The organism is Salmonella sp. SSDFZ54 (assembly GCF_004010735.1).
GTDB classification, from domain to species: domain Bacteria; phylum Pseudomonadota; class Gammaproteobacteria; order Enterobacterales; family Enterobacteriaceae; genus Salmonella; species Salmonella enterica.
This window is the reverse complement of the sequence record NZ_CP034819.1, coordinates 143,243-165,426: the sequence shown is the minus strand read 5'-3', so window position 1 is coordinate 165,426 and position 22,184 is coordinate 143,243. Positions and strand designations below refer to the sequence as shown.

At 51.8% G+C, this 22,184-nt stretch carries 21 protein-coding genes; 9 read left to right on the top strand and 12 right to left on the bottom strand.

Annotated features, from left to right (window positions below; genetic code table 11):
* The first annotated feature begins 17 nt into the window (after positions 1-17).
* Positions 18-638 (top strand): hypothetical protein, encoded by a 621-nt coding sequence (locus tag EOS97_RS00770; RefSeq protein ID WP_000033430.1) that lies wholly within the window; start codon positions 18-20, stop codon positions 636-638.
* 108 nt (positions 639-746) lie between these two features.
* On the opposite strand, the gene rplY is transcribed toward EOS97_RS00770, so the two are convergent.
* Together rplY and EOS97_RS00760 are read right to left on the bottom strand one after the other, a co-directional pair.
* Complete coding sequence (gene rplY / locus EOS97_RS00765) at positions 747-1,031, bottom strand: 50S ribosomal protein L25 (protein WP_000494192.1); 285 nt, start codon at positions 1,029-1,031, stop codon at positions 747-749.
* A gap of 124 nt (positions 1,032-1,155) precedes the next feature.
* The gene (locus tag EOS97_RS00760; RefSeq protein WP_000578121.1) at positions 1,156-2,916 is read right to left on the bottom strand and encodes a DEAD/DEAH box helicase; all 1,761 of its coding nucleotides are present in this window, start codon (positions 2,914-2,916) and stop codon (positions 1,156-1,158) included.
* Between the two features lie 151 nt (positions 2,917-3,067).
* On the opposite strand from EOS97_RS00760, the gene rsuA reads away from it, so the two are divergent.
* The 3 genes from rsuA (at position 3,068) to EOS97_RS00745 (ending at position 5,716) form a co-directional block, all read left to right on the top strand.
* Positions 3,068-3,763: a 16S rRNA pseudouridine(516) synthase RsuA gene (gene rsuA, locus EOS97_RS00755; protein ID WP_001234836.1), complete on the top strand. Its 696-nt coding sequence runs from the start codon at positions 3,068-3,070 to the stop codon at positions 3,761-3,763.
* Positions 3,764-3,790: 27 nt separating this feature from the next.
* On the top strand, positions 3,791-4,981 hold the full coding sequence (locus EOS97_RS00750; protein WP_000213349.1) for a Bcr/CflA family multidrug efflux MFS transporter: 1,191 nt from the start codon (positions 3,791-3,793) through the stop codon (positions 4,979-4,981).
* Positions 4,982-5,371: 390 nt separating this feature from the next.
* The gene (locus tag EOS97_RS00745) at positions 5,372-5,716 is read left to right on the top strand and encodes a YejG family protein (protein ID WP_001094639.1); all 345 of its coding nucleotides are present in this window, start codon (positions 5,372-5,374) and stop codon (positions 5,714-5,716) included.
* 3 nt (positions 5,717-5,719) lie between these two features.
* Here the strand turns inward: EOS97_RS00745 and yejF are convergent, their stop codons facing one another.
* The 9 genes from yejF to yeiP all read right to left on the bottom strand — a co-directional run bounded on the left by yejF (position 5,720) and on the right by yeiP (position 16,739).
* Positions 5,720-7,309, bottom strand: a complete 1,590-nt coding sequence (gene yejF, locus EOS97_RS00740; protein WP_000203606.1) for a microcin C ABC transporter ATP-binding protein YejF — start codon at positions 7,307-7,309, stop codon at positions 5,720-5,722.
* Position 7,310: 1 nt separating this feature from the next.
* Complete coding sequence (locus tag EOS97_RS00735) at positions 7,311-8,336, bottom strand: ABC transporter permease (protein ID WP_001137761.1); 1,026 nt, start codon at positions 8,334-8,336, stop codon at positions 7,311-7,313.
* Positions 8,336-9,430 (bottom strand): microcin C ABC transporter permease YejB, encoded by a 1,095-nt coding sequence (locus EOS97_RS00730; RefSeq protein ID WP_000501623.1) that lies wholly within the window; start codon positions 9,428-9,430, stop codon positions 8,336-8,338. The genes EOS97_RS00735 and EOS97_RS00730 overlap by 1 nt, the downstream gene beginning before the upstream one ends.
* A gap of 9 nt (positions 9,431-9,439) precedes the next feature.
* A complete protein-coding gene (locus EOS97_RS00725) occupies positions 9,440-11,245 on the bottom strand; it encodes an extracellular solute-binding protein (RefSeq protein WP_000561743.1) in 1,806 nt (601 codons plus the stop codon).
* A 106-nt stretch (positions 11,246-11,351) separates the two neighbouring features.
* Entirely contained in the window at positions 11,352-12,908 is a 1,557-nt protein-coding gene (locus EOS97_RS00720; protein ID WP_023165998.1) for a cyclic di-GMP phosphodiesterase, read from the bottom strand.
* A gap of 325 nt (positions 12,909-13,233) precedes the next feature.
* A complete protein-coding gene (gene mepS, locus EOS97_RS00715) occupies positions 13,234-13,806 on the bottom strand; it encodes a bifunctional murein DD-endopeptidase/murein LD-carboxypeptidase (protein ID WP_000241017.1) in 573 nt (190 codons plus the stop codon).
* A gap of 413 nt (positions 13,807-14,219) precedes the next feature.
* Positions 14,220-14,939 carry a phosphatase PAP2 family protein gene (locus EOS97_RS00710; protein ID WP_000178095.1) on the bottom strand — a complete coding sequence of 240 codons (720 nt, stop codon included), beginning with the start codon at positions 14,937-14,939 and terminating at the stop codon, positions 14,220-14,222.
* Between the two features lie 29 nt (positions 14,940-14,968).
* Positions 14,969-15,955, bottom strand: a complete 987-nt coding sequence (locus tag EOS97_RS00705; RefSeq protein WP_000169350.1) for a GTP-binding protein — start codon at positions 15,953-15,955, stop codon at positions 14,969-14,971.
* Between the two features lie 211 nt (positions 15,956-16,166).
* Positions 16,167-16,739: an elongation factor P-like protein YeiP gene (gene yeiP, locus EOS97_RS00700; RefSeq protein WP_001136822.1), complete on the bottom strand. Its 573-nt coding sequence runs from the start codon at positions 16,737-16,739 to the stop codon at positions 16,167-16,169.
* Between the two features lie 323 nt (positions 16,740-17,062).
* On the opposite strand from yeiP, the gene EOS97_RS00695 reads away from it, so the two are divergent.
* From EOS97_RS00695 to EOS97_RS00685, 3 genes are all read left to right on the top strand, one after another.
* Complete coding sequence (locus EOS97_RS00695; RefSeq protein ID WP_023209193.1) at positions 17,063-17,317, top strand: zinc/iron-chelating domain-containing protein; 255 nt, start codon at positions 17,063-17,065, stop codon at positions 17,315-17,317.
* A gap of 387 nt (positions 17,318-17,704) precedes the next feature.
* Positions 17,705-17,827: a hypothetical protein gene (locus EOS97_RS00690; RefSeq protein WP_001533779.1), complete on the top strand. Its 123-nt coding sequence runs from the start codon at positions 17,705-17,707 to the stop codon at positions 17,825-17,827.
* Position 17,828: 1 nt separating this feature from the next.
* Positions 17,829-18,494, top strand: coding sequence for a GNVR domain-containing protein (locus EOS97_RS00685; RefSeq protein WP_001213883.1), 666 nt, complete (start codon positions 17,829-17,831; stop codon positions 18,492-18,494).
* Between the two features lie 64 nt (positions 18,495-18,558).
* On the opposite strand, the gene setB is transcribed toward EOS97_RS00685, so the two are convergent.
* Positions 18,559-19,740 carry a sugar efflux transporter SetB gene (gene setB, locus EOS97_RS00680; RefSeq protein ID WP_000551934.1) on the bottom strand — a complete coding sequence of 394 codons (1,182 nt, stop codon included), beginning with the start codon at positions 19,738-19,740 and terminating at the stop codon, positions 18,559-18,561.
* 368 nt (positions 19,741-20,108) lie between these two features.
* Here setB and fruB point away from each other — a divergent pair, with 368 nt between their 5' ends.
* Together fruB and fruK are read left to right on the top strand one after the other, a co-directional pair.
* The gene (gene fruB / locus EOS97_RS00675) at positions 20,109-21,239 is read left to right on the top strand and encodes a fused PTS fructose transporter subunit IIA/HPr protein (RefSeq protein WP_000487287.1); all 1,131 of its coding nucleotides are present in this window, start codon (positions 20,109-20,111) and stop codon (positions 21,237-21,239) included.
* On the top strand, positions 21,239-22,177 hold the full coding sequence (gene fruK, locus EOS97_RS00670; protein ID WP_000091249.1) for a 1-phosphofructokinase: 939 nt from the start codon (positions 21,239-21,241) through the stop codon (positions 22,175-22,177). The genes fruB and fruK overlap by 1 nt, the downstream gene beginning before the upstream one ends.
* The last annotated feature ends 7 nt before the right edge of the window (positions 22,178-22,184 follow it).

Sequence of the window (22,184 nt, the reverse complement as noted above, 5' to 3'; positions counted from 1 at the left end):
CATAAAAGGACGCCGTAGTGAGTAAAGGAATACGTCAGAAGCCGCCTGTTAATTTCAGTTTATTTCGGCAGGTTTTGTATGCGCACATTGTCGCATTTTTGATGATGTTGGTGCTCGGCATGGTGTTCACCGTTCTCTCGTTGGTACTGTTTTATACTTATGGCGCCAACTGGTTACTGAGCTTGTTCATATGCCCGCTGTTCTTGTTAAGTGGTTTATTCATTACTGGATTTGCTTTTAAATCAACCTGGTCCAGCATACGTTACTATTACGACAAGGGGCAGTTGAAACGGTATGGACTCAATCTTGATGCAACTTTGACGCATAAAGAGAAGGTGGAAATACGCATCGATAATGCAAAGCGTCAAGTGCGTGTAGATGAACTGGAGCTCCATGTCTTATTTGATTTTCAGTTTGATAGCAAGACATGGAGCTGCGGCGACTTACTGACCAATGAAAAGGTATTTGATGCGTTGAATGACGGGCAAACGATACCAATACGAATTTTGCCATGGAAACCGGAAAGTGCCAGCGTTCGTCAACGGGCATTATTCAATCGGCTTAAAGGTATGAATACCGCGGCGGAAACTACAGATCCTCGATTAGGGGAGGCGCTAATTGAATATGGCGAGGTGTAAGAAAGCAGAAAAGCAAAGTGGGTTCTCGTTGCTCTGCATGTCGTCAAATTCAATTAAACGCATAAAAAAACCCCGCCGGGGCGGGGTTTTTCTTCAACTTCCAGGCGATTACGCGCGAACGAAGTCGATGTGAGTCAGCTTCGGTTTGTAAGCGTGACGCTGTACAGCCTGAGCTTTAACTTTTACTTCTTTACCGTCAACAACGAGGGTCAGAACTTCGCTGTAGAATTCAGCTTTAGCTTGCATGTTCATCACCTGGTCGTGGTCCAGTTCGATAGCAATCGGGGCTTCAGAACCGCCGTAGATGATTGCCGGGAACTTGTTAGCGGCGCGCAGGCGGCGGCTCGCACCCTTACCCTGCTCTTTACGTACTTCTGCGTTGATAGTAAACATTTAAATCTCTCTTTAATAATTCCTGCTACAGGCGACCCAGCAACAGGTAAGTGATCTGCTTTGCGTATGCAAAGGCGGGCGGGATTCTATACTCAAATCGCCGTTACATCAATGAAAAGTACAATTAACCACGTAATTCGTGCGCCCGGCGGAAGCGGCCTTCATAGTCGAACACTTTTTCACGCACCTGCCAGTACTGGCCTTTCATCCGCGCGACCACAAAATCGGGATGCCGCAACAGCGCCTGCTGCGCGACAATATCCGCCGCCGTGATCCAGCGTAAAGGAACGCCGGGCGTGCGCGTATGCGGGCGAATAAATAGCTGTTCGAAAGCGGTACGCTGGGCGGGCGTGTGCAAGCGGAAGCGCTCACTGACATCCGCGCCGTCCTCGTCATAGTAAGTGATTTTCAGCCATTCGCCTTTCTCATCCTGCCCATGCTGCATCGTCATTCCGCTACAGCGCAGGACTAACGCATCCTTGAGCCTGAGCGCCGCTTTTAACATATCGTCCGGGTCGACCAGAATGGCGTCACATTCCCGGCAGCGTCGGGCGGCAATATCGTTTTCGGCATTACACTGCGGGCAGTTTTTGAAGCGAAAGCGAAAATCGCACTGCTCGCGATGGCCGTCGTCATCCTCAAACCAGCCCTGGCAGCGACGGCCAAAGTGTTCAATCAGCGTGCCGTCGGCAGTGGTTTTCCCCCAGAAGGTGTTGGCAAAGCCGCAGGCCGGGCAAAATACCTGGACAGGAACGTTATCGCTTTTTCCCTTCGGGCTACCGACCTCCGGGGCATACAGGTCGTGCGGGTTGCCAGCGTAATCAAGAATCAGGCAATCGGTCTTTCCCGGCGCAAGGCGCAGACCACGCCCGACAATTTGTTGGTAAAGACTAACTGACTCCGTGGGACGTAGAATCGCGATGAGATCAACGTGTGGGGCGTCAAAGCCGGTGGTCAGCACCGAGACGTTAACCAGATAGCGAAAACGCTGCGCCTTGAAATTATCAATCAGCGCGTCGCGCTCGGGCCCTGGCGTATCGCCGGTAATCAGCGCCGCGTCGTCCGCCGGAAGCAGACCGACAATCTCTTTCGCATGTTCGACCGTGGCGGCGAAAATCATCACGCCTTTGCGCGTTTGCGCAAATTCCATAATCTGGCTGATGATGTGCGGCGTAATCCGCTGCTGCTTTTTCAGCTCGCGGTTCAGGTCGGCTTCGCTGAACAGCCCATTGCTTTGGGCCTGCAGGCGGCTGAAATCGTATTGGACCACTGGCATATCAAGCCGCTCAGGCGGCGTCAGATAGCCGTGTTTAATCATATAGCGCAGCGGCAGTTCATAAATACAGTCGCGAAACAGAGCGTTGTCGTTGCCGCGCACCATACCGTGATAATGAAATTGATAAATCCAGCCTTTTCCGAGGCGGAAGGGCGTGGCGGTGAGCCCAAGCAGACGTAAGTGAGGATTAACTTTACTCAGGTGAGTGAGGATTTGCTGATACTGACTATCTTCATCGTCACCGATGCGGTGGCATTCATCGACAATCAACAGCGAAAACTCCTCCTGGAAGGCGTCAAGATTACGCGCCACCGACTGTACGCTGCCGAACACGACTTTGCCCTGACTCTCTTTACGTTTGAGTCCGGCGGCGAAAATATCCGCTTCCAGCCCCAGCGCGCAATATTTGGCGTGGTTCTGCGCGACCAGCTCTTTCACATGCGCCAGCACCAGTACCCGTCCGCGGGCGACGCGCGCCAGTTCGGCGATCACCAGGCTTTTACCTGCGCCGGTCGGCAGAACAATCACGGCGGGCGTACGGTGGCGGCGAAAGTGGCTGAGCGTGGCGTCTACGGCTTCTTGCTGGTAGGGGCGGAGTGTAAAAATCATGGTCTCACTACGTTAAACGGTTCCGGGAATAGTATGCCATGAATCATTTCCCTTGAGGGATATAGTTAGCCCGCTATACTGAGCGGATAGCAATTCCCTTTTTTCGGGTAGAATGCCCGATTTCCGTATTATTACAGGCTAAATCACACACATGCGACTTGATAAATTTATCGCTCAGCAGCTTGGCGTCAGCCGCGCTATTGCCGGGCGTGAAATTCGTGGTAACCGCGTTACCGTCGATGGCGACATCATTAAAAATGCGGCCTTCAAACTGCTCCCGGAACATGCGGTTGCGTATGACGGCAATCCCTTAGCGCAGCAACACGGGCCACGCTATTTTATGCTTAACAAGCCGCAGGGATACGTTTGTTCAACCGATGATCCCGATCATCCAACGGTGCTGTATTTCCTGGATGAGCCGGTGGCGTATAAGCTGCATGCCGCAGGACGTCTGGATATCGATACTACCGGTCTGGTGTTAATGACAGATGACGGTCAGTGGTCGCACCGCATTACGTCGCCGCGCCATCACTGTGAAAAAACCTATCTGGTGACCCTGGAGTCGCCGGTGGCTGACGATACGGCAGCGCAATTTGCGAAAGGCGTGCAGTTGCATAATGAAAAAGATCTCACTAAACCCGCTACGCTGGAGGTGATAACACCTGTGCAGGTTCGTCTGACCATCAGCGAAGGCCGTTATCATCAGGTGAAGCGGATGTTTGCCGCAGTAGGCAATCGCGTTGTGGAACTGCACCGCGAACGGATTGGCGCCATTACGCTGGATGAGAATCTGGCTCCCGGCGAGTACCGCCCGTTGACTGAAGAAGAAATCGCCAGCGTCGGCTAACTATCTCGTTAAATTCAGGAGTTCGATGTGACCACCCGGCAGCACTCTTCCTTTGCCATTGTCTTTATCCTTGGCCTGTTGGCCATGTTAATGCCGCTGTCGATTGATATGTATCTTCCAGCGCTGCCGGTGATTTCTGCGCAATTCGGCGTGCCTGCCGGTAGCGCGCAGATGACGCTCAGCACCTATATTCTGGGGTTTGCGCTGGGGCAGCTTATCTATGGACCGATGGCGGATAGCCTCGGGCGTAAGCCGGTCATCCTGGGCGGGACGCTGGTATTTGCCGCTGCGGCGGTCGCCTGTGCGTTGGCGCAGACTATCGATCAACTGATCGTGATGCGTTTCTTTCACGGTTTGGCGGCCGCGGCGGCAAGCGTCGTCATCAATGCGCTGATGCGGGATATTTATCCAAAGGAAGAGTTTTCGCGCATGATGTCATTTGTCATGCTGGTCACTACGATAGCGCCGTTAATGGCACCCATTGTCGGCGGCTGGGTGTTGGTATGGTTAAGCTGGCACTATATCTTCTGGATACTGGCCATTGCGGCGATTCTGGCGTCAGTCATGATCTTTGCTCTGATTAAAGAGACGCTGCCCGTTGAGCGGCGTCAGCCTTTTCATATTCGTACCACAATAGGTAACTTTGCCGCGTTGTTTCGCCACAAACGCGTACTGAGCTATATGCTGGCGAGCGGGTTCAGTTTTGCCGGTATGTTCTCTTTTTTGAGCGCGGGGCCGTTTGTCTATATCGAAATTAATCATGTTCCGCCGCAGGATTTCGGCTACTACTTCGCGTTGAACATCGTATTTCTGTTTGTGATGACGATTATCAACAGCCGTTTTGTCAGACGGGTAGGGGCGCTAAACATGTTTCGGGCCGGGCTATGGATTCAGTTTGCGATGGCGGTGTGGATGGTTTTCAGCGCGCTGATGGGCATTGGATTCTGGGCGCTGGTGGTCGGCGTTGCGGCGTTTGTCGGCTGTGTGTCGATGGTTTCGTCCAATGCGATGGCGGTCATTTTGGATGAGTTTCCGCATATGGCCGGAACGGCGTCTTCGTTGGCGGGCACTTTCCGCTTTGGTATTGGCGCTATCGTCGGCGCGTTGCTGTCGCTGGCTACCTTTACCAGTGCGTGGCCGATGATCTGGTCGATTGCGCTTTGCGCCGCCTGTTCCATTCTGTTTTATCTCTACGCCAGCCGTCCCAAAAAACGGTGACGGGCGCGGTGTCCCTCAATGGCGCCGAAGAATGCGCAGGCGGCGTTGGGGGACGCTATCCGCTACACGATGGCAAAGCCAAACGGCTTTCATAGTTGATGTATATCAATTACCAATTCATCATTTTCCTCCTTTATGTTTATTTTATGTAAAATCCATTTATGTAAAAAGTCACATCATTGTAGTTAAAAAGGTTGAGTTAGATCGCAGAAACGGGTACATATAGCCCGCCGCTATCTCCGCGTCGGTAAAACTATTTTAACTCCCGCTTGCTATAGAGCCACTGACGGAGAGAAGGGCGTTAGCAATCTGTTTAAGGACGGGTTGTCAATGATGTGTTAATATAAATGTAAGTAAATTGTGAAGTAATTGTGCTTCCGGGGAAAGAAAGTGAATACATTACAGCTCTCAATTGTTCACCGTCTGCCGCAAAACTATCGCTGGTCGGCGGGTTTTGCGGGGTCAAAGGTTGAACCGATTCCGCAAAACGGGCAGAGCACCGAGAATAGTCTGGTGGCGCTTAAACTGTTGAGTCCGGCAGGCGATAGCGCGTGGTCAGTGATGCATAAGCTCAGCCAGGCGCTAAGCGATATTGAAGTTCCTTGCTCCGTGCTGGAGTGCGAAGGGGAACCGTGCCTGTTCGTTAATCGTCAGGATGAGTTTGCCGCCACCTGTCGGCTGAAAAATTTCGGCGTGGCGATAGCGGAACCTTTTTCTAACAATAATCCTTTTTAGGCGTCAGCTTAACGCGAGTAGCTGACGCGTATAGGCCTGTTGCGGTGCGGTAAACACGCGCTCGCATTGCCCCTGTTCAACCACCTCCCCCTGTCGCAGCACGATAACCTGATGGCACAGCGCGCGTACTACATGCAGATCGTGGCTAATGAAGATATAGGCCAGACGGTGCTTTTGCTGGAGCGATTTCAGGAGGGCAAGAATCTGCGCCTGAACGGTTTTATCCAGCGATGAGGTCGGTTCATCCAGAATAATAAGCGACGGTTTTAAAATCAGCGCCCTGGCGACGGCGATACGTTGACGCTGGCCGCCGGAAAACTCAGCGGGGTAACGATGCCGTGTTTCCGGGTCCAGGCCGACTTCCATCATGACCGCTTTCACCTGCTGTTCGCGCTGCGCGCCTGAAAGCGTAGGCTGGTGGACGCGCAGGCCTTCTTCGATAATTTGCAACACGTTTAAACGCGGGTTTAGCGATGAGTTCGGGTCCTGGAATACGACCTGGATACGGTGGCGAACAGGTAAAAGCTGGCGGCGGTTTAACGTATCCAGCGATTGACCGTCAAATACGATGCGGCCTTCGGAGCGGATAAGCCGTAACAGCGCCAGACCGGTGGTGCTTTTTCCCGATCCTGACTCGCCGACCAGACCCAGCGTTTCGCCTGGATGCAGGGTGAAACTGATATTGTTAACCACCACATTATGATCCACGACGCGCTTCAGAATGCCTTTGCGGATCGGGAAGGCGACGCGCAGCCTGTCTACTTCCAGCAACGGCGTCTGCCCGGCGGGGAGCGGAACCGGATCGCCTGTGGGTTCGCTGTTGAGTAGTTTTTGCGTGTATGGATGGGTCGGCGCGGAGAGCAGCGTGTCGGCGCGTTGGTTCTCTACGCACTTGCCGTGTTGCATTACCGCCACTGAATCCGCCAGTTTTTTTACAATGCTGAGGTTATGGGTGATAAACAGCAATCCCATATTGAGCTCGCGCTGGAGTTCCCGCAGTAGAGATAAAATCTGCGCCTGTACGGAGACGTCGAGGGCGGTGGTCGGCTCATCGGCGATCAGTAATTCCGGCCGTGTTAACAGCGCCATGGCTATCATGACGCGCTGGCGTTCGCCGCCGGAAAGCTGATGCGGATAATCGCGCAGACGCTGGCTCGCCTGGCGGATACCGACCCGATCCAGACAACCGATCATCTCCGCCCTTGCCGCCTCCCGACGAATTCCCCGATGGAGCGACAGCACTTCATAGAGCTGTTTTTCCAGCGTATGCAGCGGGTTAAGTGAAACCATCGGTTCCTGAAAAATCATGGCGATTTTATTGCCGCGCACGCCGCGTAGCGTCTGCTCGCTGGCATGAAGCAATGATTCGCCGTGAAAGCGAATATCGCCGGAGAGGTAGACGGCGGGAGGGGTAGGCAAAAGACGCAGAATGGAAAGCGCCGTCACGCTTTTTCCTGACCCGGACTCGCCGACCAGCGCCAGCGTTTCCCCGGCGTTCACCTGTAACGAAATGGCGTTAACGACAGGGCGCACGTGCTGTTGCTGACGGAAACCTACCGATAAATTTTCAATTGCAAGCAATGGAGATGTCATCTTATACCGCCTTAGCAGGATCAAAGGCGTCGCGTACCGCTTCGCCGATAAAAATCAGCAGCGATAGCAGAATGGCGACAGACAGAAAGGCGGCGATCCCCAGCCAGGGAGCCTGTAAGTTGTTTTTCCCCTGTAAAAGAAGTTCGCCGAGAGAAGGGGAGCCAAGCGGCAGACCAAATCCCAGAAAATCCAGCGACGTCAGGGTGGTGATGGAGCTACATAAAATGAACGGTAAAAATGTCAGGGTAGCGACCATCGCATTAGGCAACATATGGCGCAGGATAATGTCACGATCGCTGACGCCAAGCGCCTGCGCGGCGCGGATATAGTCAAAATTGCGGGTCCGTAAAAACTCGGCGCGCACCACGCCCACCAGACTCATCCAGCCAAACAGTACGGTTATGGCCAGCAACCACCAGAAGTTAGGCTGCACTACGCTGGAAAGTAAAATAATCAGAAACAGGGTCGGCATTCCCGACCAGACTTCAATGAGACGTTGCCCCCATAAATCGACTTTGCCGCCATAATAGCCCTGTAGCGCGCCCGCCAGTACGCCCATGACGCTGGAGCAAATCGTTAACATCAGACCGAATAAAATAGAAATGCGGGTGCCGTACAGGATGCGGGCGAAAACGTCGCCGCCATTCGCATCGGTGCCCAGCCAGTTTTTCGCCGAAGGCGGGGAGGGGAAAGGCTGCGTGGTGGCAAAATTAATGGTATTGGCGCCAAAGCGTACGGGGGCCCACAACACCCAGCCCCGATTCTCAAGCTGCCGTTGTAGCCAGGGGTCCTGATAGTCTGCCGTTGTCGCCAGCGGGCCGCCGAAATCGCGCTCGCTGTAATTTTTTACCAGCGGAAAATACCACTGGCCTTCATAGCGCACCAGCAATGGCTTATCGTTAGCAATCAGTTCCGCGCATAAGCTCAGGCTGAACACGACCAGGAAAATCCATAGTGACCAGTAGCCCCGGCGATTATGGCGGAAACGCGCCCAGCGGGCCTGATTGACCGGGCTTAATCGCGGCATTATCGTCCCTCAAAATCAATGCGTGGATCGACCAGCGTATAGCTGATATCGCTCAGGATATTCAGTAATAAGCCAATCAGGGTAAAGATATAAAGCGTGCCGAACATCACCGGATAGTCGCGCGAAACGGTTGCTTCATAACCCAGCAGCCCCAGGCCGTTGAGCGAGAACATGACTTCAATTAGCAGCGAGCCGGTGAAAAACATACTGATAAAAGTGGCGGGAAACCCGGCGATCACCAGCAGCATGGCGTTACGAAAAACATGTTTCCAGAGAATGTTTTTTTCACTCACGCCTTTAGCGCGAGCGGTAACGACATACTGTTTACGCACCTCGTCGAGAAACGAATTTTTCGTCAGCATCGTCAGGGCGGCAAAACCGCCGATGACGGTCGCCAACACCGGTAGCGTAATATGCCACAAATAATCGGTGATTTTCTGGTACCACGGTAACGTGTCAAAGTTGGCGGAGACCAGGCCACGTAGCGGAAAGATATCGTAGTAGCTGCCGCCGGCAAAAAAGACGATTAATAAAATAGCGAACAGAAAGGCGGGGATCGCATAACCAATAATGATAAACGCGCTGCTCCACACATCAAAGCGACTGCCGTTATGGACGGCTTTGCGGATCCCCAGCGGGATAGACACCAGATAAATAATCAGCGTGCTCCATAATCCCAGGGTAATGGAGACGGGAAGGCTATCTTTGATCAGCGTTAGTACGGATGCGCTGCGAAACAGACTGTCGCCGAAGTCAAAAGAGAGATAGTCCCGTAGCATCTTGAAATAACGCTCATGCAGCGGTTTGTCGAAGCCGTAGCGATGGGTGATCTCCGCGATCACCTCCGGATCGAGTCCCCGGCCGCCGCGATAATGGCTGTCGCTGATATTGCCGACGCCGGTTTGCGCATGACTGGCGCGAACGCCTTCGCCGCTGGCGCCGGGCAACGCGCCGCCCTGGCCAAATTCAATCGCGGCAATAGCCTGATCGACAGGGCCGCCGGGAGCGATCTGCACGATAAAAAAGTTAATGGTAATAATGGCCCATAGCGTGGGGATCACCAGTAACAGACGGCGGATAAGATAGGCGCCCATTGATTCTTACTACCTCCTGGCTGCCGGTAGCTTGGCGGCTTTGTTGACATCATACCACCAGGTATCTAACCCGATGGTATATACCGGGCGAATCGCCGGATGGGAGAATTTATCCCACCAGGCGAGCCTGTCTTGCGCCATATACCACATCGGCAGCATGTAATAGTTCCAGGTCAGCACGCGATCCAGCGCCCGTCCCAGCGGCACCAGTTTCGCTTTATCACCCTGCGCTGCGATAATTTGCGCGATCAGTTTATCCACCACCGAACTTTGTACGCCGGGAGCGTTATAACTGGAGTCAATGTATTCCGACGCCCATGAGATTTGTAGATCGGAGCTGGGCCAGGGCATCGCCCGCCATAGCCTCGGCATCATGTCATAGTCGCGGCTGCGCATCCGGTTGGTGAGCTGAGAATTATCAACCTGACGGATAGTCATCGTAATGCCCAGACGCTGAAGATTATGCTGGAAGGGCAGAACCCACTGGCTATTACTGCTGGCAGGAAGGAGAAGTTCAAACGTCAGAGGCTTACCGGTGACGCTATTGACCCGTTGCTGTCCGTTGATCACCCATCCGGCCTGCGTCAACAAGGCGTCAGCTTTAAGAAGATTTTCGCGATCGTAGCCGTCGCCGTTAGAGACCGGCGGCTGATAGATCTGGGTGAAGACTTCAGGAGGAAGATCTTTTTTCATCGGCGCGAGTAATACCAGCTCATCGGCGTCAGGGTAATTTCTGGCGGCGTACTCGGTATTCTGGAAGTAACTGTTGGTTCGGCTCCAGGCATTATAGAACAGCGCTTTATTCATCCACTCAAAATCGAAGGCCAGGGTGACAGCTTCACGTACCCGCCGGTCTTTAAATACCGGGCGCTGAATATTAAAGGCCAGCCAGCGTGTGTCCTGCGCCGACTCGTTTTTCTGCTCTTCTTTAATGATGTAATGATTATCGAAATTTTTACCGATATAGCGCGTTGCCCAGTTTTTAGCGTCGTTTTCCAGCCGTAGATCAAATGCGCCCGCTTTAAACGCCTCGAAAGCGACATTGTCATCAAGGTAGTAATCGTAGCGGATAGTGTCGAGGTTAAAGCGTCCACGATTGACCGGCAGATTAGCCGCCCAGTAGTTTTTGACGCGTGAATAGACAATGTACTGGCCCATTTTCCACTGAGTAATCCGGTATGGCCCGCTGGCTAAGGGCGGCGTTGAAAGCGGATCGCTAAGTTTGTGATTTTTCCAGAATTTTTCGGGCATGATCGGTAGTGAAAACAGACTAAGCATGTCTTCTTTACCAGGCTTCGCCAGCTCAATTCGCACGGTTAAAGGCGCAATCGCCTTCACGGTAGTACCTTTATAGACCAGACGGAACTGCGGTACGCCTTCGGTCATAAACTTATGAAAGGTAAAGGCCACATCGCGGGCGGTAATGGGCGTGCCATCGTGAAAACGAGCGCGGGGGTTAATCGAGATTTCCACCCAGGAATAGTCGGCGGCATAGCGGGCATGGTCGGCAATCAGCGGATAATAGCTTCCGGGCTCATCATCCGAGGTGGTAAAAAGCGTATCGTAAAGGGCTTCGGTACGTACGCCGGGATTGCCGCGCAGCGAATAGCGATTGAAATTATCGAACGTACCAATGGCGGAAAGCGTCATCTGACCGCCTTTCGGCGCAGCAGGATTCACATAATCAAAGTGATCAAAGTTAAAAGCATACTTAGGTTCGCCGAGTACGGCGAAAGCGTAGCTTTCTTTGATTTCCTGGGCCTGGGCGCCAGCGCTAACCAGTGCGACAAGCAGAAGCATTACGCGCGCAATCATCTGAAGGCGGTTTCCTTATCGTATTGCCCGCTGCAAACCGGCAGGCGTTTCGCTGAATAATAAGTGACGTTGCGTCTGATGTGAATCCGTTAAAACCGTAAGGGGACTACCATTCAGGCACGGAAGGCGCCGACATCCACAGCACGAAATCTTTTAGGGGTAAAGGACGGCTAATCCAGTACCCCTGCAAGTAATTAACACCGTGATCGCGTAGCCAACGGGCCTGCTCCGGCGTTTCAACGCCCTCGGCCACCGTCAGCATATTCAGGCGTCTGGAGAGCGTCAGCACGGTATCCAGAACCGGCGACGTGACGGTTTCCGTGCCGATCGCCTGGATAAAGCCGCGATCGATTTTCAGATAATCTAAAGTAAATCGCTCCAGATAAATCAGGGCGCTATGGCCTGTACCGAAATCATCTATAGCGATTTCAAACCCGGCGGAATGCAGCCATTCGAACAGTTTGGCCGCTTCATACTGTTGAAGCATATCGCGTTCAGTGATTTCCAGCACGATATGAAAATGGTGCGCGGGCAGGGCGTCCCTGAGCCGGTGCATATCCTCTTTAAAACTGTCGCTGTGCAGATGTTCCGGCGCGATGTTAATGCCAAATTTGGCACCGACGGGCATCACCTTCTGTAGCGTGGGTGCGTCGCGGGCGATCAGCTCGAACAGATGCTGCGTTAATGGTACGATAAGTTGCTGCGCTTCGGCATAGTGGATAAAGGCATCCGGCGGAATCTCGCCTGCCGTAGGGTGACGCCAGCGCAGTAAGACTTCAAGCCCGGTGACGCTCAGCGTACGAGTATCGACGACGGGCTGATAAACCACATAAAACTGCTCGTGTTTGATCGCCGTTAAAATCTCTTTGCCCGGTCGCGTCCGGAGGGCATAGATAAAGTAACAGATAAACCCTGCTACGATGCCGCTAATGCAGCCCAGCATCAACGTATACCACAAGTCATTGTAGGTCCAGCTATCGGCATAAAGCTGTATTTTAAGCGGCAGGCCGTTGATAGTTGCCTGTCGTGATGGCGTGCCCGGCAGCTCCGCGACGGCCAGCAGACGCGAAGAAAAGGTCGACAGCGCGGTATTGCCGACAATCAGCGCGATGCCGTTAAAATCGTCCTGGCGCGTGGTATAGAGTAAGTAGGGCGTCAGGTTAATATTCAGCGATGTGAATACGCCGCTGTCATTTAGTAATGGGTTTCGATACCAAATCACCATTGTCGGTTTGTTGGGCATCATTGGCGTGCCGGGCAGAATCGCCATAGCAACGTCTTTGCGGATATCTATATCCGGCACCAATTGCTGAAGCGGCATATTCATGGCGCCAGTGGCGGAAGAGCAGAACACTTTTTTATCTTTAATCAATAAGAAGGCGCGGACATTAAGGCTAAAAGCGGCTCTTGAGGTGAGTTCTGCGCCAACCTGCTGACAGGTGTTGATCGTCAACGGTTGAAGAATATCGGTGGTGGCTTTCAGGTCGGCGAAATAGCTGGCCAGGTAATGTTGTACATCAGAAAGGAGCGTATTGTATTTAACATCCCGTTTATGCCACGACAGGAAAAATTGCAGGCTACCAATAAGTAATGCTGCCGCCATCCCCGTAATGATACAGGTAAGCAGGATTTTCCGACCGGAAGAGGAGTCGCGTGTTAGCATAATTCCTGGTGTGACCTGAAAAGGCGGATGCCGGTTAAACTGGTTGATTTATAAGACTATAGCCTGGATTACCCCGGATAGTCATGCTTTTCTGTGATGCGCAGGAAAGCGTATTGTCGCAGTAGTCGTTGGCGGAAACGACCTGAATGTCTGATGGCGCTATGTTTATCAGGCCTATGTTCGTGTGTTGTAGGCTGGATAAGAGGCGACACGTCGCTATTCGGTAAAACGGGTTCAGAAGGGATAATAAGCAAAAGCACTGCCGAAGCAGTGCTTTTTATGCCGTCTCATCAGGTAAGCCAAGGGAGGTGCTGCCTGATGAAGATTAACTGCGGCTCAGAACTCGACGCGCTTCATTGTAGCGTTTTTTCCAGTACGGTTCGTTCATACTGGAGATAATGACGCCGCTACTGGTAGACGCATGGACAAACTGGTTATTGCCGATATAAATACCGACATGGCGACCAGTGGAACCGGCGCGGAACAGAACCAGATCGCCCGTACGCAGGTTATTGCGTGAAACCGCTTTGCCCATTTCCTGCTGTTCATAGGTTGAACGCGGAAGCTCTAAACCAAACTGTTCACGGAAGGTGCGCTGTACAAAGCTGGAACAGTCGACGCCTTTCTTAGTGCTGCCGCCCAGGCGGTAACGCACGCCTTTCCAGTCAGCATACTGATCCATAATCCGCGACTTAACGTCGAGGTTACGCACCATATTTTCAAATTCATCCTGAGAGGCTTGCAGTGAAGAGCTATCGCTATTGCCCACAGCATGCGTCTCAGAATGCATATTCTTTACGGTATTGGTGGTTGTGCTACAAGCAGAAAGCAGAACCGCAACTGCAATCGCAGGAATCCCGCGCAAAATATATCTCAAAATCGGTTGAGATTTGACCATGTTGTTTGTTTTCCCTTGAAGTCCTTAACGATAAATATCGTTATAAAAATGCCAAACGTGATGAGACTAATTACCTGCACAGCTTGAGACAATTCTTTGTGCACAAATCTGTGGCGGAACGCACAAATTTATTCGCAATGAGAATAATTATCTGGCGAGGCAAAACGAGTTTGAGATTACCCGATTGTTGCTGTCATTGCGAGCGATTTCGCGTGATTTTTTATAAGAATTTATGATACGAAAAGTGAGCTATCAGCACGGGTCAAATTAAGCGCAAATCGTTTAAAAATCGTGCAACCTGTTCATTTTGCAGAGGAATAATATGACCGAAAAATGATGGGCTGGGGGAATATCATCATAAATTACCTTCAACGATGTAAAACTATCGCTGAAGGTAATGTTAATTGTATGGGTTATTTGTTTAAGATTTGTTTATTTCCGCCCGGGAGATAATTCTCAAAAAGCGCTATCGCCCGGTCGCTGAGCGGGGTCATCAGCCACCAGGGGAGGCCAATCAAAATAACCGTGAGTGACCCGACCACAATATCGGTGAACCAGTGAGCGCCAATCATAACGCGCGGAAACGCGAAAACCACAAATATAATAAGGGCGATAATCCCCGCCGTTTTGCCGAAATAACGCAGCATAAAGGCGGAAAATATCAGCAGCATCATACCGTGATCGCCTGGGAAACTGTCTTTTGACGCGTCTTTTGTCGGGATATGCAGCAACTCGCTGACGCGATAAATATGCTCAAAAGAGAGCGTTGGGCTGGCGCGCTTGACGGGGATCAGCGCCTGACCGAGTTGGTTAAGCACCACCGCTGTTAGCAGCATGACCAATCCGATTATCACGATGCGCCGCCGGCCCGATGCGTTTTCTTTTAGCCAGAAACTGAGCATCAGTCCGCCCATCGCCAGTAGCGAACAGCCGTCAAACGCCCGATTATTGGTAATAGCGACCCACCAGAGGAACGCGTGGCTTTCCACCAGTTTCTGGTTAAAGAAGTGGAATATGCCGGAATCAATGGTGAACCAGAAACCGTGATTGACGGGAAGATACCATGACAAAAACAGCGCCAGACCGGCGGCATTAAGCAGAATTATCAAGGAATAGCGGGTTTTCATCGTCATTTCGCCATAGTTTTTAAACGGTGGCAACCTTACGCGTGCGTCGCTAAACGAAGCTTCAACAAGGCCGTCTGTAACGTATTCCAGTCGGTTTCTGTGTTTGAGATAAGTTCAACCCGGCTGTCCGGCGGCGCGACACTCTGTGTTTCGATGTGCAGGTCATCGCCCTGGCGATTGATGCGTACCAGCCCCTCTTGTATGCGCATAACGCCTTTCACCCGGCCCACCGGCGCCAGACGCGCCCATTCGAGTAGGCCAATGGTGTCAAACACGGTATCGGCATCGAAAATCCAGCCGCAGGCCTGATGACCCTGTCCGCTATTGAGGCTGCGTCGCCAGCGCTGCTGGGCGGGCAGATTTAGCGCAGCGAGTCCTTTTTTACTGGCATGAGTGTGTGAATGCGCGGCGCTGGCCGGCAGTTCCGCCAGGTTTTGTCGCGGTAAATCCAGAAGCTTACCGTCTATCTGTCCATGTTCGGCATGAATCAGTTGACGATCGCCGCCGTACTGTCGCCACCACTGTTGCAGGGCGGCATCGCTCTGCGCCGTGGCGCGATCGGTCTTATTGGCGATGATAATATCGGCTGAGGCGAGCTGATCGCGGAAATTTTCATTGGCGACGCTCTGTTGGTCCAGTAGCAGGCGAGGGTCCAGGATGCAGAGCGTGGCGCGTAAATCAATCCACGGCTCATAAACCGGCGCAGTTAATAAATCCAGAATCTGTTTTGGGTGTCCCAGTCCGGTTGGTTCAATCAGCAACCGGTCAGGTTTGCCCTGGCGCAGCAGCGTGTTGAGCCCCACCTGCATAGGCAATCCGTTGACGCAGCACATGCAGCCGCCGGGGATCTCTTTTAGCAGTGCGCCGCTGTCGGCAAGCAGCGCGCCGTCAATACCCACTTCGCCAAATTCATTGACCAGGACGGCCCACTTTTCAGCCGGATCTTTATGGGCTAATAAATGAAGGATAGAGGTGGTTTTTCCGCTACCGAGAAATCCAGTAATAAGATTGGTTTTGGTCACGTCAGCTCCAGAATATTGATACAACATAACAACTTTAATAATCCTGGCGAATAAACGTGAAAAAGAGAAGCGCTGAGTTGACGAAGTCGTGCTTCTGCCATCTTAAGAGCAGAAAATGTTAAATTTTTAACGTTTCTCTTTCCGGGCGCAGAACAGTCAATAAAGAAAAGGGTCAGGCTGCGCCCTGGGGCGCAGCCGAAAAATGCGAAACTTAATCCGCGCGCCCCATATAACGGCGCTCTTCGATATGAATGCGGATTTTCTCACCTGCGCTCAGGTATTCGGGAACCTGAATCACCAGACCGGTGCTTAATGTCGCGGGTTTGTTACGTGCGCTGGCGGACGCTCCTTTAATACCCGGCGCGGTTTCGACGATTTCCAGATCCACGGTCTGCGGAAGCTCTAGCGCCAGCAGTTGGCCGTCCCAGGTCAGAACCTGCATATCCGGCATTCCGCCTTCAGGCATAAACAGCAACTCTTCTTCAATCTGATCTTTGGTGAAGGTATACGGCGTATAGTCTTCTTTATCCATGAACACATATTCGTTGCCATCGACATAAGAAAAGTCAACGCCGCGACGGCTCAGGGTGACGGTATCAACGATATCGTCGCCTTTGAAACGTTCTTCCACTTTCAGACCGGTGCGGACATCGGAAAAACGCATTTTATACAGTGTGGCGGCGCCACGGGCGGTAGGCGACTGAATGTCGATATCTTTCACAATCAGCAATTTGCCGTTGTAGTTCAGTACCATACCCTTTTTGATTTCGTTCGCTCTTGGCATCGAGGAGATCCTGTTGTAGAGATTATCTAAAATATCGCGTAAAACTACTCGCGCCGGGCCGTCCAGGCAAGTGGAATTGTCACTTTTGCTGGTGCAAAAAAGGTGATACTGTTCGCCCGCTTTCCGTTCCGCGTTCAACGAGAATACGCGATGGCATGTCGCCCGGAGGGGGGAAGTGTGCTGTGTTGTCCCTTCTGTTTCCAGCCTTGTCTTCGGAATGTCTGAGGGCAGGCCTGATCATGATGACGTCTACATTTTAAATCTGGATTTTTCTTTGGACAAATTCTGTTATCTTTCATTTGGTTATAAATAGAGGGCTGAGCATGGACTGTCGTAGCGGTTGTGGCGCTTGCTGTATTGCGCCTTCAATTTCGTCGCCGATACCCGGAATGCCGAATGGCAAGCCGATGAATACCAGATGCGTGCAGCTTTCGGAAGATAACTTGTGCCTTATCTTTGGCTCGCCTTTACGCCCAAAAGTGTGCTCTGGTTTGCAACCGGCAGGGGACATGTGTTTAACGACCCGGGAAGAGGCCATTATTTATTTGCTGGAACTCGAACAGAAAACCTTACCATGAGCTAAGCCGTTTTTGATAAATGTGCAGGGGCTTACGTTATATCCCGAAATAGTCTGCAAAAGCTGCGCCTCAAATTACCTCCTTTTACCATTAAATAGCGTAATACATGATTCCCTTATTTCGTGGCTTCTGAAGCGGTAGATGTCGCCGCTCAACCCCGTTGGTGCCTGAACGTGTACCGAATGAACCGTCACATAAAACAAAAACGATCAATTTTATTTATATGATAGTTTTTATCTATTAAAAAGAGGAATTTTGATCGATTTTAATTATTTATAACGATCGATATCATGAATTTGATAGCTTATATCTATCATTGATGTATTTACCGATCGATATAACCAGTGTGAATGTATTGTTATTTTCCTTTAAAATACTCGAATTCTTATGTGTGGGTTTTATCTTATGAAGAAATATACGTTCGCAGCCAGGGCGTTTATTTTTACGCTGGTGTTGCTTTTTGTTATTTCAGTATGTGGGTTGACTATTAGCGTTTTAAAAGGGATGTGAAATGCGGGGAGAAAATAGTGAAATTGATTTAGTCGACGTTTCCTTATTCCTTATAAGAAAATGGCTAAGTATCATGATCGCTACCTTTATTTTTGTTGCCATTGGCTATGTTTTTGTGAGCGTGCAGCATGATACAAAGGTTGTGAGTATGACAATCAAACCTAATCTGGATACGCCTGCTACCTATGCGTTATGTGGCTATACTAATGATATTCAATGTAAAACAACGGTTATCCTTAACCAGTTTAGCCGTTTCTTGCCTACGGAATATAAAAATAAAATAAGTTTTGACGCGAAAAAACAGCTTGTCATTTTTAAGGCGCAGGGGAGGGAAGAAAGTGTCAATAATATTATTTCCACCCTGAAAAATAGTGTCGATAAAATGGCAGCATGGTATATCGATGACGGTGACATTAAACGTTATAGCGTGCATAAAAATATGTTACAAACGGAAACATATGCAAAGCTATCATTGTTGTCGGAGGCGGTTAAAAATAATGCTAACATTGAAGTGATAGATGTTGCTGTAACACCAAAATATAAGATGCGGCTGGTGTTGGTCCTTTGCGGGCTGATGGGCGTAATTTTCTCAATAACCGGTCTTTTATGTAGGAGGGCGCTAACAGAATATCGTATTGAGAAAAAGACAATGAATCACCGTGCATGAACATTGCGCAGAGGTAAACTCTGCGCTGAAATGTGTCGAAGAGTAAAAGTATCAGGCTTGCAAGTTAAACATCTTTAATACGCGCCAGGCAGAACATGGTGGCGACAATCATGACTAACGCAAACCAGAAGACCGCATGATAATTCCAGATTTCTGCGGCGATTCCCGCCAACGAACCGGCAATGATCCAGCCGACGCGAATGGTATTGGTATACAGCGTGGTGGCTGAACCCGCCTGGCCTGGCATGAGATCCTGAAAATAGAGCATGCCAATCCCGCCAAGAATGCCGATGTAAATCGCGTTCAGCAACTGCAAGCCGAGCAACGTTGCCGGTGCGTGCGCCAGCAACATCCCCGCATAAAAGCACAGTCCGGCGACAACGGCGATGCACATTAACAGGCGTTTTCCCAACCGTTTGGCGAAGTAACCTGCAATCAGCATTGTGGGAATCTCCAGCCCGGCGGCGGTGCCCATCATCACGCCTGCAAGTTTTTCCGGAAGATGCAGCTCATTGATGATAAACAGCGGCATATTAATGATATACAGGCTGTTAGTTCCCCACATTAACGTACAGATGACAAACAGCAACAGCGTATCGCGGCGATTACGACGCGGTGCTTCCAGCGTGCCGGTTGCCAGCGGCGCATCTTTGCGCATTGACGGTAAAAAGAACCACACCATGACGCCGCAGACGATAAAAGCTACCGCCGCGCTCAAATACATCACCGTAAAGCTAAAACCCATCGCCAGCGCATAGGCCAGCGGCGGCCCAATGACCCAGGCCAACGAGACCTGGGCGCGGAGGATTGAGCTGAACATCACTGCTTCACGACCTGTACGATCGGCATGTTCTCGGGCCAGCGCAAACATCTGCGGGTTGGCGGTAGAGCCGAAGCTACTGAGAAAGACGCCAATGAACAGCAAAATAAAGTAGTTGCGGTTCCAGGCAAACAACACGCAGGCCAACATGCCCAGCACGCAACAGAAAACGATCAGTTTTTTGCGATCGCCTTTTTTATCTGAGCGACCCGCCAGAAACTGGCTCACGATAATGCCGATAACCGCGCTGCCGGTAAAAAAGAAACCCACCATGCCGGGACGGGCGTGAACCTCATCCGTCAGAAAAATACTGAGCGTCGGCGTCTGTAACGCACCGGCAATACCGGTGAGAAAAGCCACGATCAAAAAGGCGGTAGACGTCAGGTCAAACGATTTAGGCGCAGCGGCGGCGGGACTGTTGTGCATGTTTCTATATCAGTGGTGTGAAGAGAGGCGGAGTTTACGCTGCCCGTCAGAAAATAAACAGGCGTCTGAATCAAAATCGACACGAAAAATCAAAATAGCATTCCAATTTGTTACCAGGGCGTGCTGACGCAAGCTGAAAGAAAAAAGCTGAAGCCTTTTATGCGTCAGCTATTGAGGGTCTGTTGGAGAAAAAATGTGCTTCACCTCAAAAAATTGCTACAAAACCGGTAACTTTTCTTGCGTGCTGAAGCAGAAAGATCCAGACTTCTTGAAACGTTTCAGCGCGATCTGGTTTTTTTGATAACTCAGATTGGCGCTTTTTTTCTCATAGTGGCTGAATCGTTTCAATTCAGCAGGAGAGGAGACACATGTTCCAGTTATCGGTTCAGGACATTCATCCGGGCGAGCAGGCCGGAAATAAAGAAGAGGCCATTCGGCAAATCGCCGCCGCGTTAGCGCAGGCCGGGAATGTGGCGGGCGGCTATGTTGACGGTATGCTGGCGCGCGAACAGCAAACCTCGACCTTTCTTGGCAATGGTATTGCGATTCCCCATGGCACAACAGACACGCGCGATCAGGTGCTGAAAACCGGCGTCCAGGTCTTTCAATTTCCGCAGGGCGTTACCTGGGGAGAAGGCCAGGTCGCCTACGTGGCGATTGGTATTGCCGCCAGTTCGGACGAACACCTTGGCCTGCTGCGTCAGCTGACGCATGTGCTGAGCGATGACTCCGTGGCTGAACAGCTGAAATCCGCGACAACGGCGGAAGAGCTGCGCGCATTGCTGATGGGCGAGAAGCAAAGTGAACAATTAAAACTTGATAACGAGACGATGACGCTGGATGTCATCGCCAGCTCGCTGGTCACATTGCAGGCGCTAAATGCGGCGCGTCTGAAAGAGGCGGGAGCGGTTGATGCGGCGTTCGTCGCAAAAACGATTAACGATAGTCCGATGAATCTGGGACAAGGCATCTGGCTGAACGACAGCGCGGAAGGCAATTTGCGCAGTGCTGTTGCGGTAAGCCGCGCGACCCAGGCGTTTGACGTAGAGGGTGAAAAAGCAGCCTTATTAGTCACTGTCGCGATGAACGACGAGCAGCCGATTGCCGTGTTAAAACGCCTCGGCGACCTGTTGCTGAACAATAAAGCCGATCGTCTGCTGAGCGCCGACGCCGCGACGCTGCTGGCGTTGCTGACCAGTGATGATGCGCTGACGGATGACGTACTGAGCGCGGAATTTGTAGTGCGTAATGAGCATGGTCTCCATGCCCGTCCGGGCACCATGCTGGTGAATACGATTAAACAATTTAACAGTGAAATTACCGTGACAAACCTTGATGGAACCGGCAAACCGGCAAACGGACGTAGTCTGATGAAAGTGGTGGCATTAGGCGTGAAGAAAGGCCATCGTCTGCGCTTTACCGCGCAGGGTGAAGATGCTGAACAGGCGCTGAAAGCGATTGGCGATGCGATCGCCGCCGGTCTCGGGGAGGGCGCATAATGAGCAGGCGTGTTGCCACCATTACCCTTAATCCGGCTTACGATCTGGTTGGGTTTTGCCCTGAAATCGAACGCGGCGAAGTGAACCTGGTGAAAACCACGGGTCTGCACGCGGCGGGCAAAGGCATTAACGTTGCCAAGGTGCTGAAAGACTTAGGCATCGACGTCACCGTCGGCGGTTTTCTCGGTAAAGATAACCAGGACGGTTTTCAGCAATTGTTCAGCGAACTGGGCATCGCTAACCGCTTTCAGGTGGTTCAGGGCCGGACCCGCATCAACGTGAAGCTGACGGAAAAAGATGGCGAAGTGACCGACTTCAACTTTTCCGGCTTTGACGTGACCCCCGCAGACTGGGAACGCTTTGTTAACGACTCCCTGAGCTGGCTGGGTCAGTTCGATATGGTCTGCGTCAGCGGTAGCTTACCGGCTGGCGTGAGCCCGGAAGCGTTCACCGACTGGATGACGCGTCTGCGCAGCCAGTGTCCATGCATTATCTTTGATAGTAGCCGTGAAGCGTTAGTCGCCGGTCTTAAAGCTGCGCCGTGGCTGGTGAAACCGAATCGCCGCGAACTGGAAATTTGGGCGGGTCGTAAGCTCCCGGAAATGAAAGATGTGATTGATGCGGCGCACGCGTTACGCGAACAGGGTATCGCCCATGTGGTGATTTCGCTGGGGGCGGAAGGCGCGCTGTGGGTTAACGCCTCAGGAGAATGGATCGCTAAACCACCGGCAGTTGACGTGGTAAGTACCGTCGGCGCAGGCGATTCCATGGTTGGCGGATTGATTTACGGCCTGCTGATGCGCGAGTCCAGCGAACATACGCTGCGTCTGGCGACGGCGGTTGCCGCGCTGGCGGTCAGCCAGAGCAATGTGGGTATTACCGATCGTCCTCAGTTGGCCGCAATGATGGCGCGCGTCGACTTACAACCGTTTAACTGACAGCAGG

Coding starts and splice junctions, on each gene's coding strand:
- EOS97_RS00690 (WP_001533779.1), top strand. CDS start 17,705: ATGTGTGGGTTTTATCTTATGAAGAAATATACGTTCGCAGCCAGGGCG.
- EOS97_RS00735 (WP_001137761.1), bottom strand. CDS start 8,336: ATGCCGCGATTAAGCCCGGTCAATCAGGCCCGCTGGGCGCGTTTCCGC.
- rplY (WP_000494192.1), bottom strand. CDS start 1,031: ATGTTTACTATCAACGCAGAAGTACGTAAAGAGCAGGGTAAGGGTGCG.
- yeiP (WP_001136822.1), bottom strand. CDS start 16,739: ATGCCAAGAGCGAACGAAATCAAAAAGGGTATGGTACTGAACTACAAC.
- setB (WP_000551934.1), bottom strand. CDS start 19,740: ATGCACAACAGTCCCGCCGCCGCTGCGCCTAAATCGTTTGACCTGACG.
- EOS97_RS00710 (WP_000178095.1), bottom strand. CDS start 14,939: ATGACGATGAAAACCCGCTATTCCTTGATAATTCTGCTTAATGCCGCC.
- fruB (WP_000487287.1), top strand. CDS start 20,109: ATGTTCCAGTTATCGGTTCAGGACATTCATCCGGGCGAGCAGGCCGGA.
- EOS97_RS00695 (WP_023209193.1), top strand. CDS start 17,063: ATGGACTGTCGTAGCGGTTGTGGCGCTTGCTGTATTGCGCCTTCAATT.
- rsuA (WP_001234836.1), top strand. CDS start 3,068: ATGCGACTTGATAAATTTATCGCTCAGCAGCTTGGCGTCAGCCGCGCT.
- EOS97_RS00730 (WP_000501623.1), bottom strand. CDS start 9,430: ATGGGCGCCTATCTTATCCGCCGTCTGTTACTGGTGATCCCCACGCTA.
- EOS97_RS00720 (WP_023165998.1), bottom strand. CDS start 12,908: ATGCTAACACGCGACTCCTCTTCCGGTCGGAAAATCCTGCTTACCTGT.
- yejF (WP_000203606.1), bottom strand. CDS start 7,309: ATGACATCTCCATTGCTTGCAATTGAAAATTTATCGGTAGGTTTCCGT.
- EOS97_RS00685 (WP_001213883.1), top strand. CDS start 17,829: ATGCGGGGAGAAAATAGTGAAATTGATTTAGTCGACGTTTCCTTATTC.
- fruK (WP_000091249.1), top strand. CDS start 21,239: ATGAGCAGGCGTGTTGCCACCATTACCCTTAATCCGGCTTACGATCTG.
- mepS (WP_000241017.1), bottom strand. CDS start 13,806: ATGGTCAAATCTCAACCGATTTTGAGATATATTTTGCGCGGGATTCCT.
- EOS97_RS00725 (WP_000561743.1), bottom strand. CDS start 11,245: ATGATTGCGCGCGTAATGCTTCTGCTTGTCGCACTGGTTAGCGCTGGC.
- EOS97_RS00760 (WP_000578121.1), bottom strand. CDS start 2,916: ATGATTTTTACACTCCGCCCCTACCAGCAAGAAGCCGTAGACGCCACG.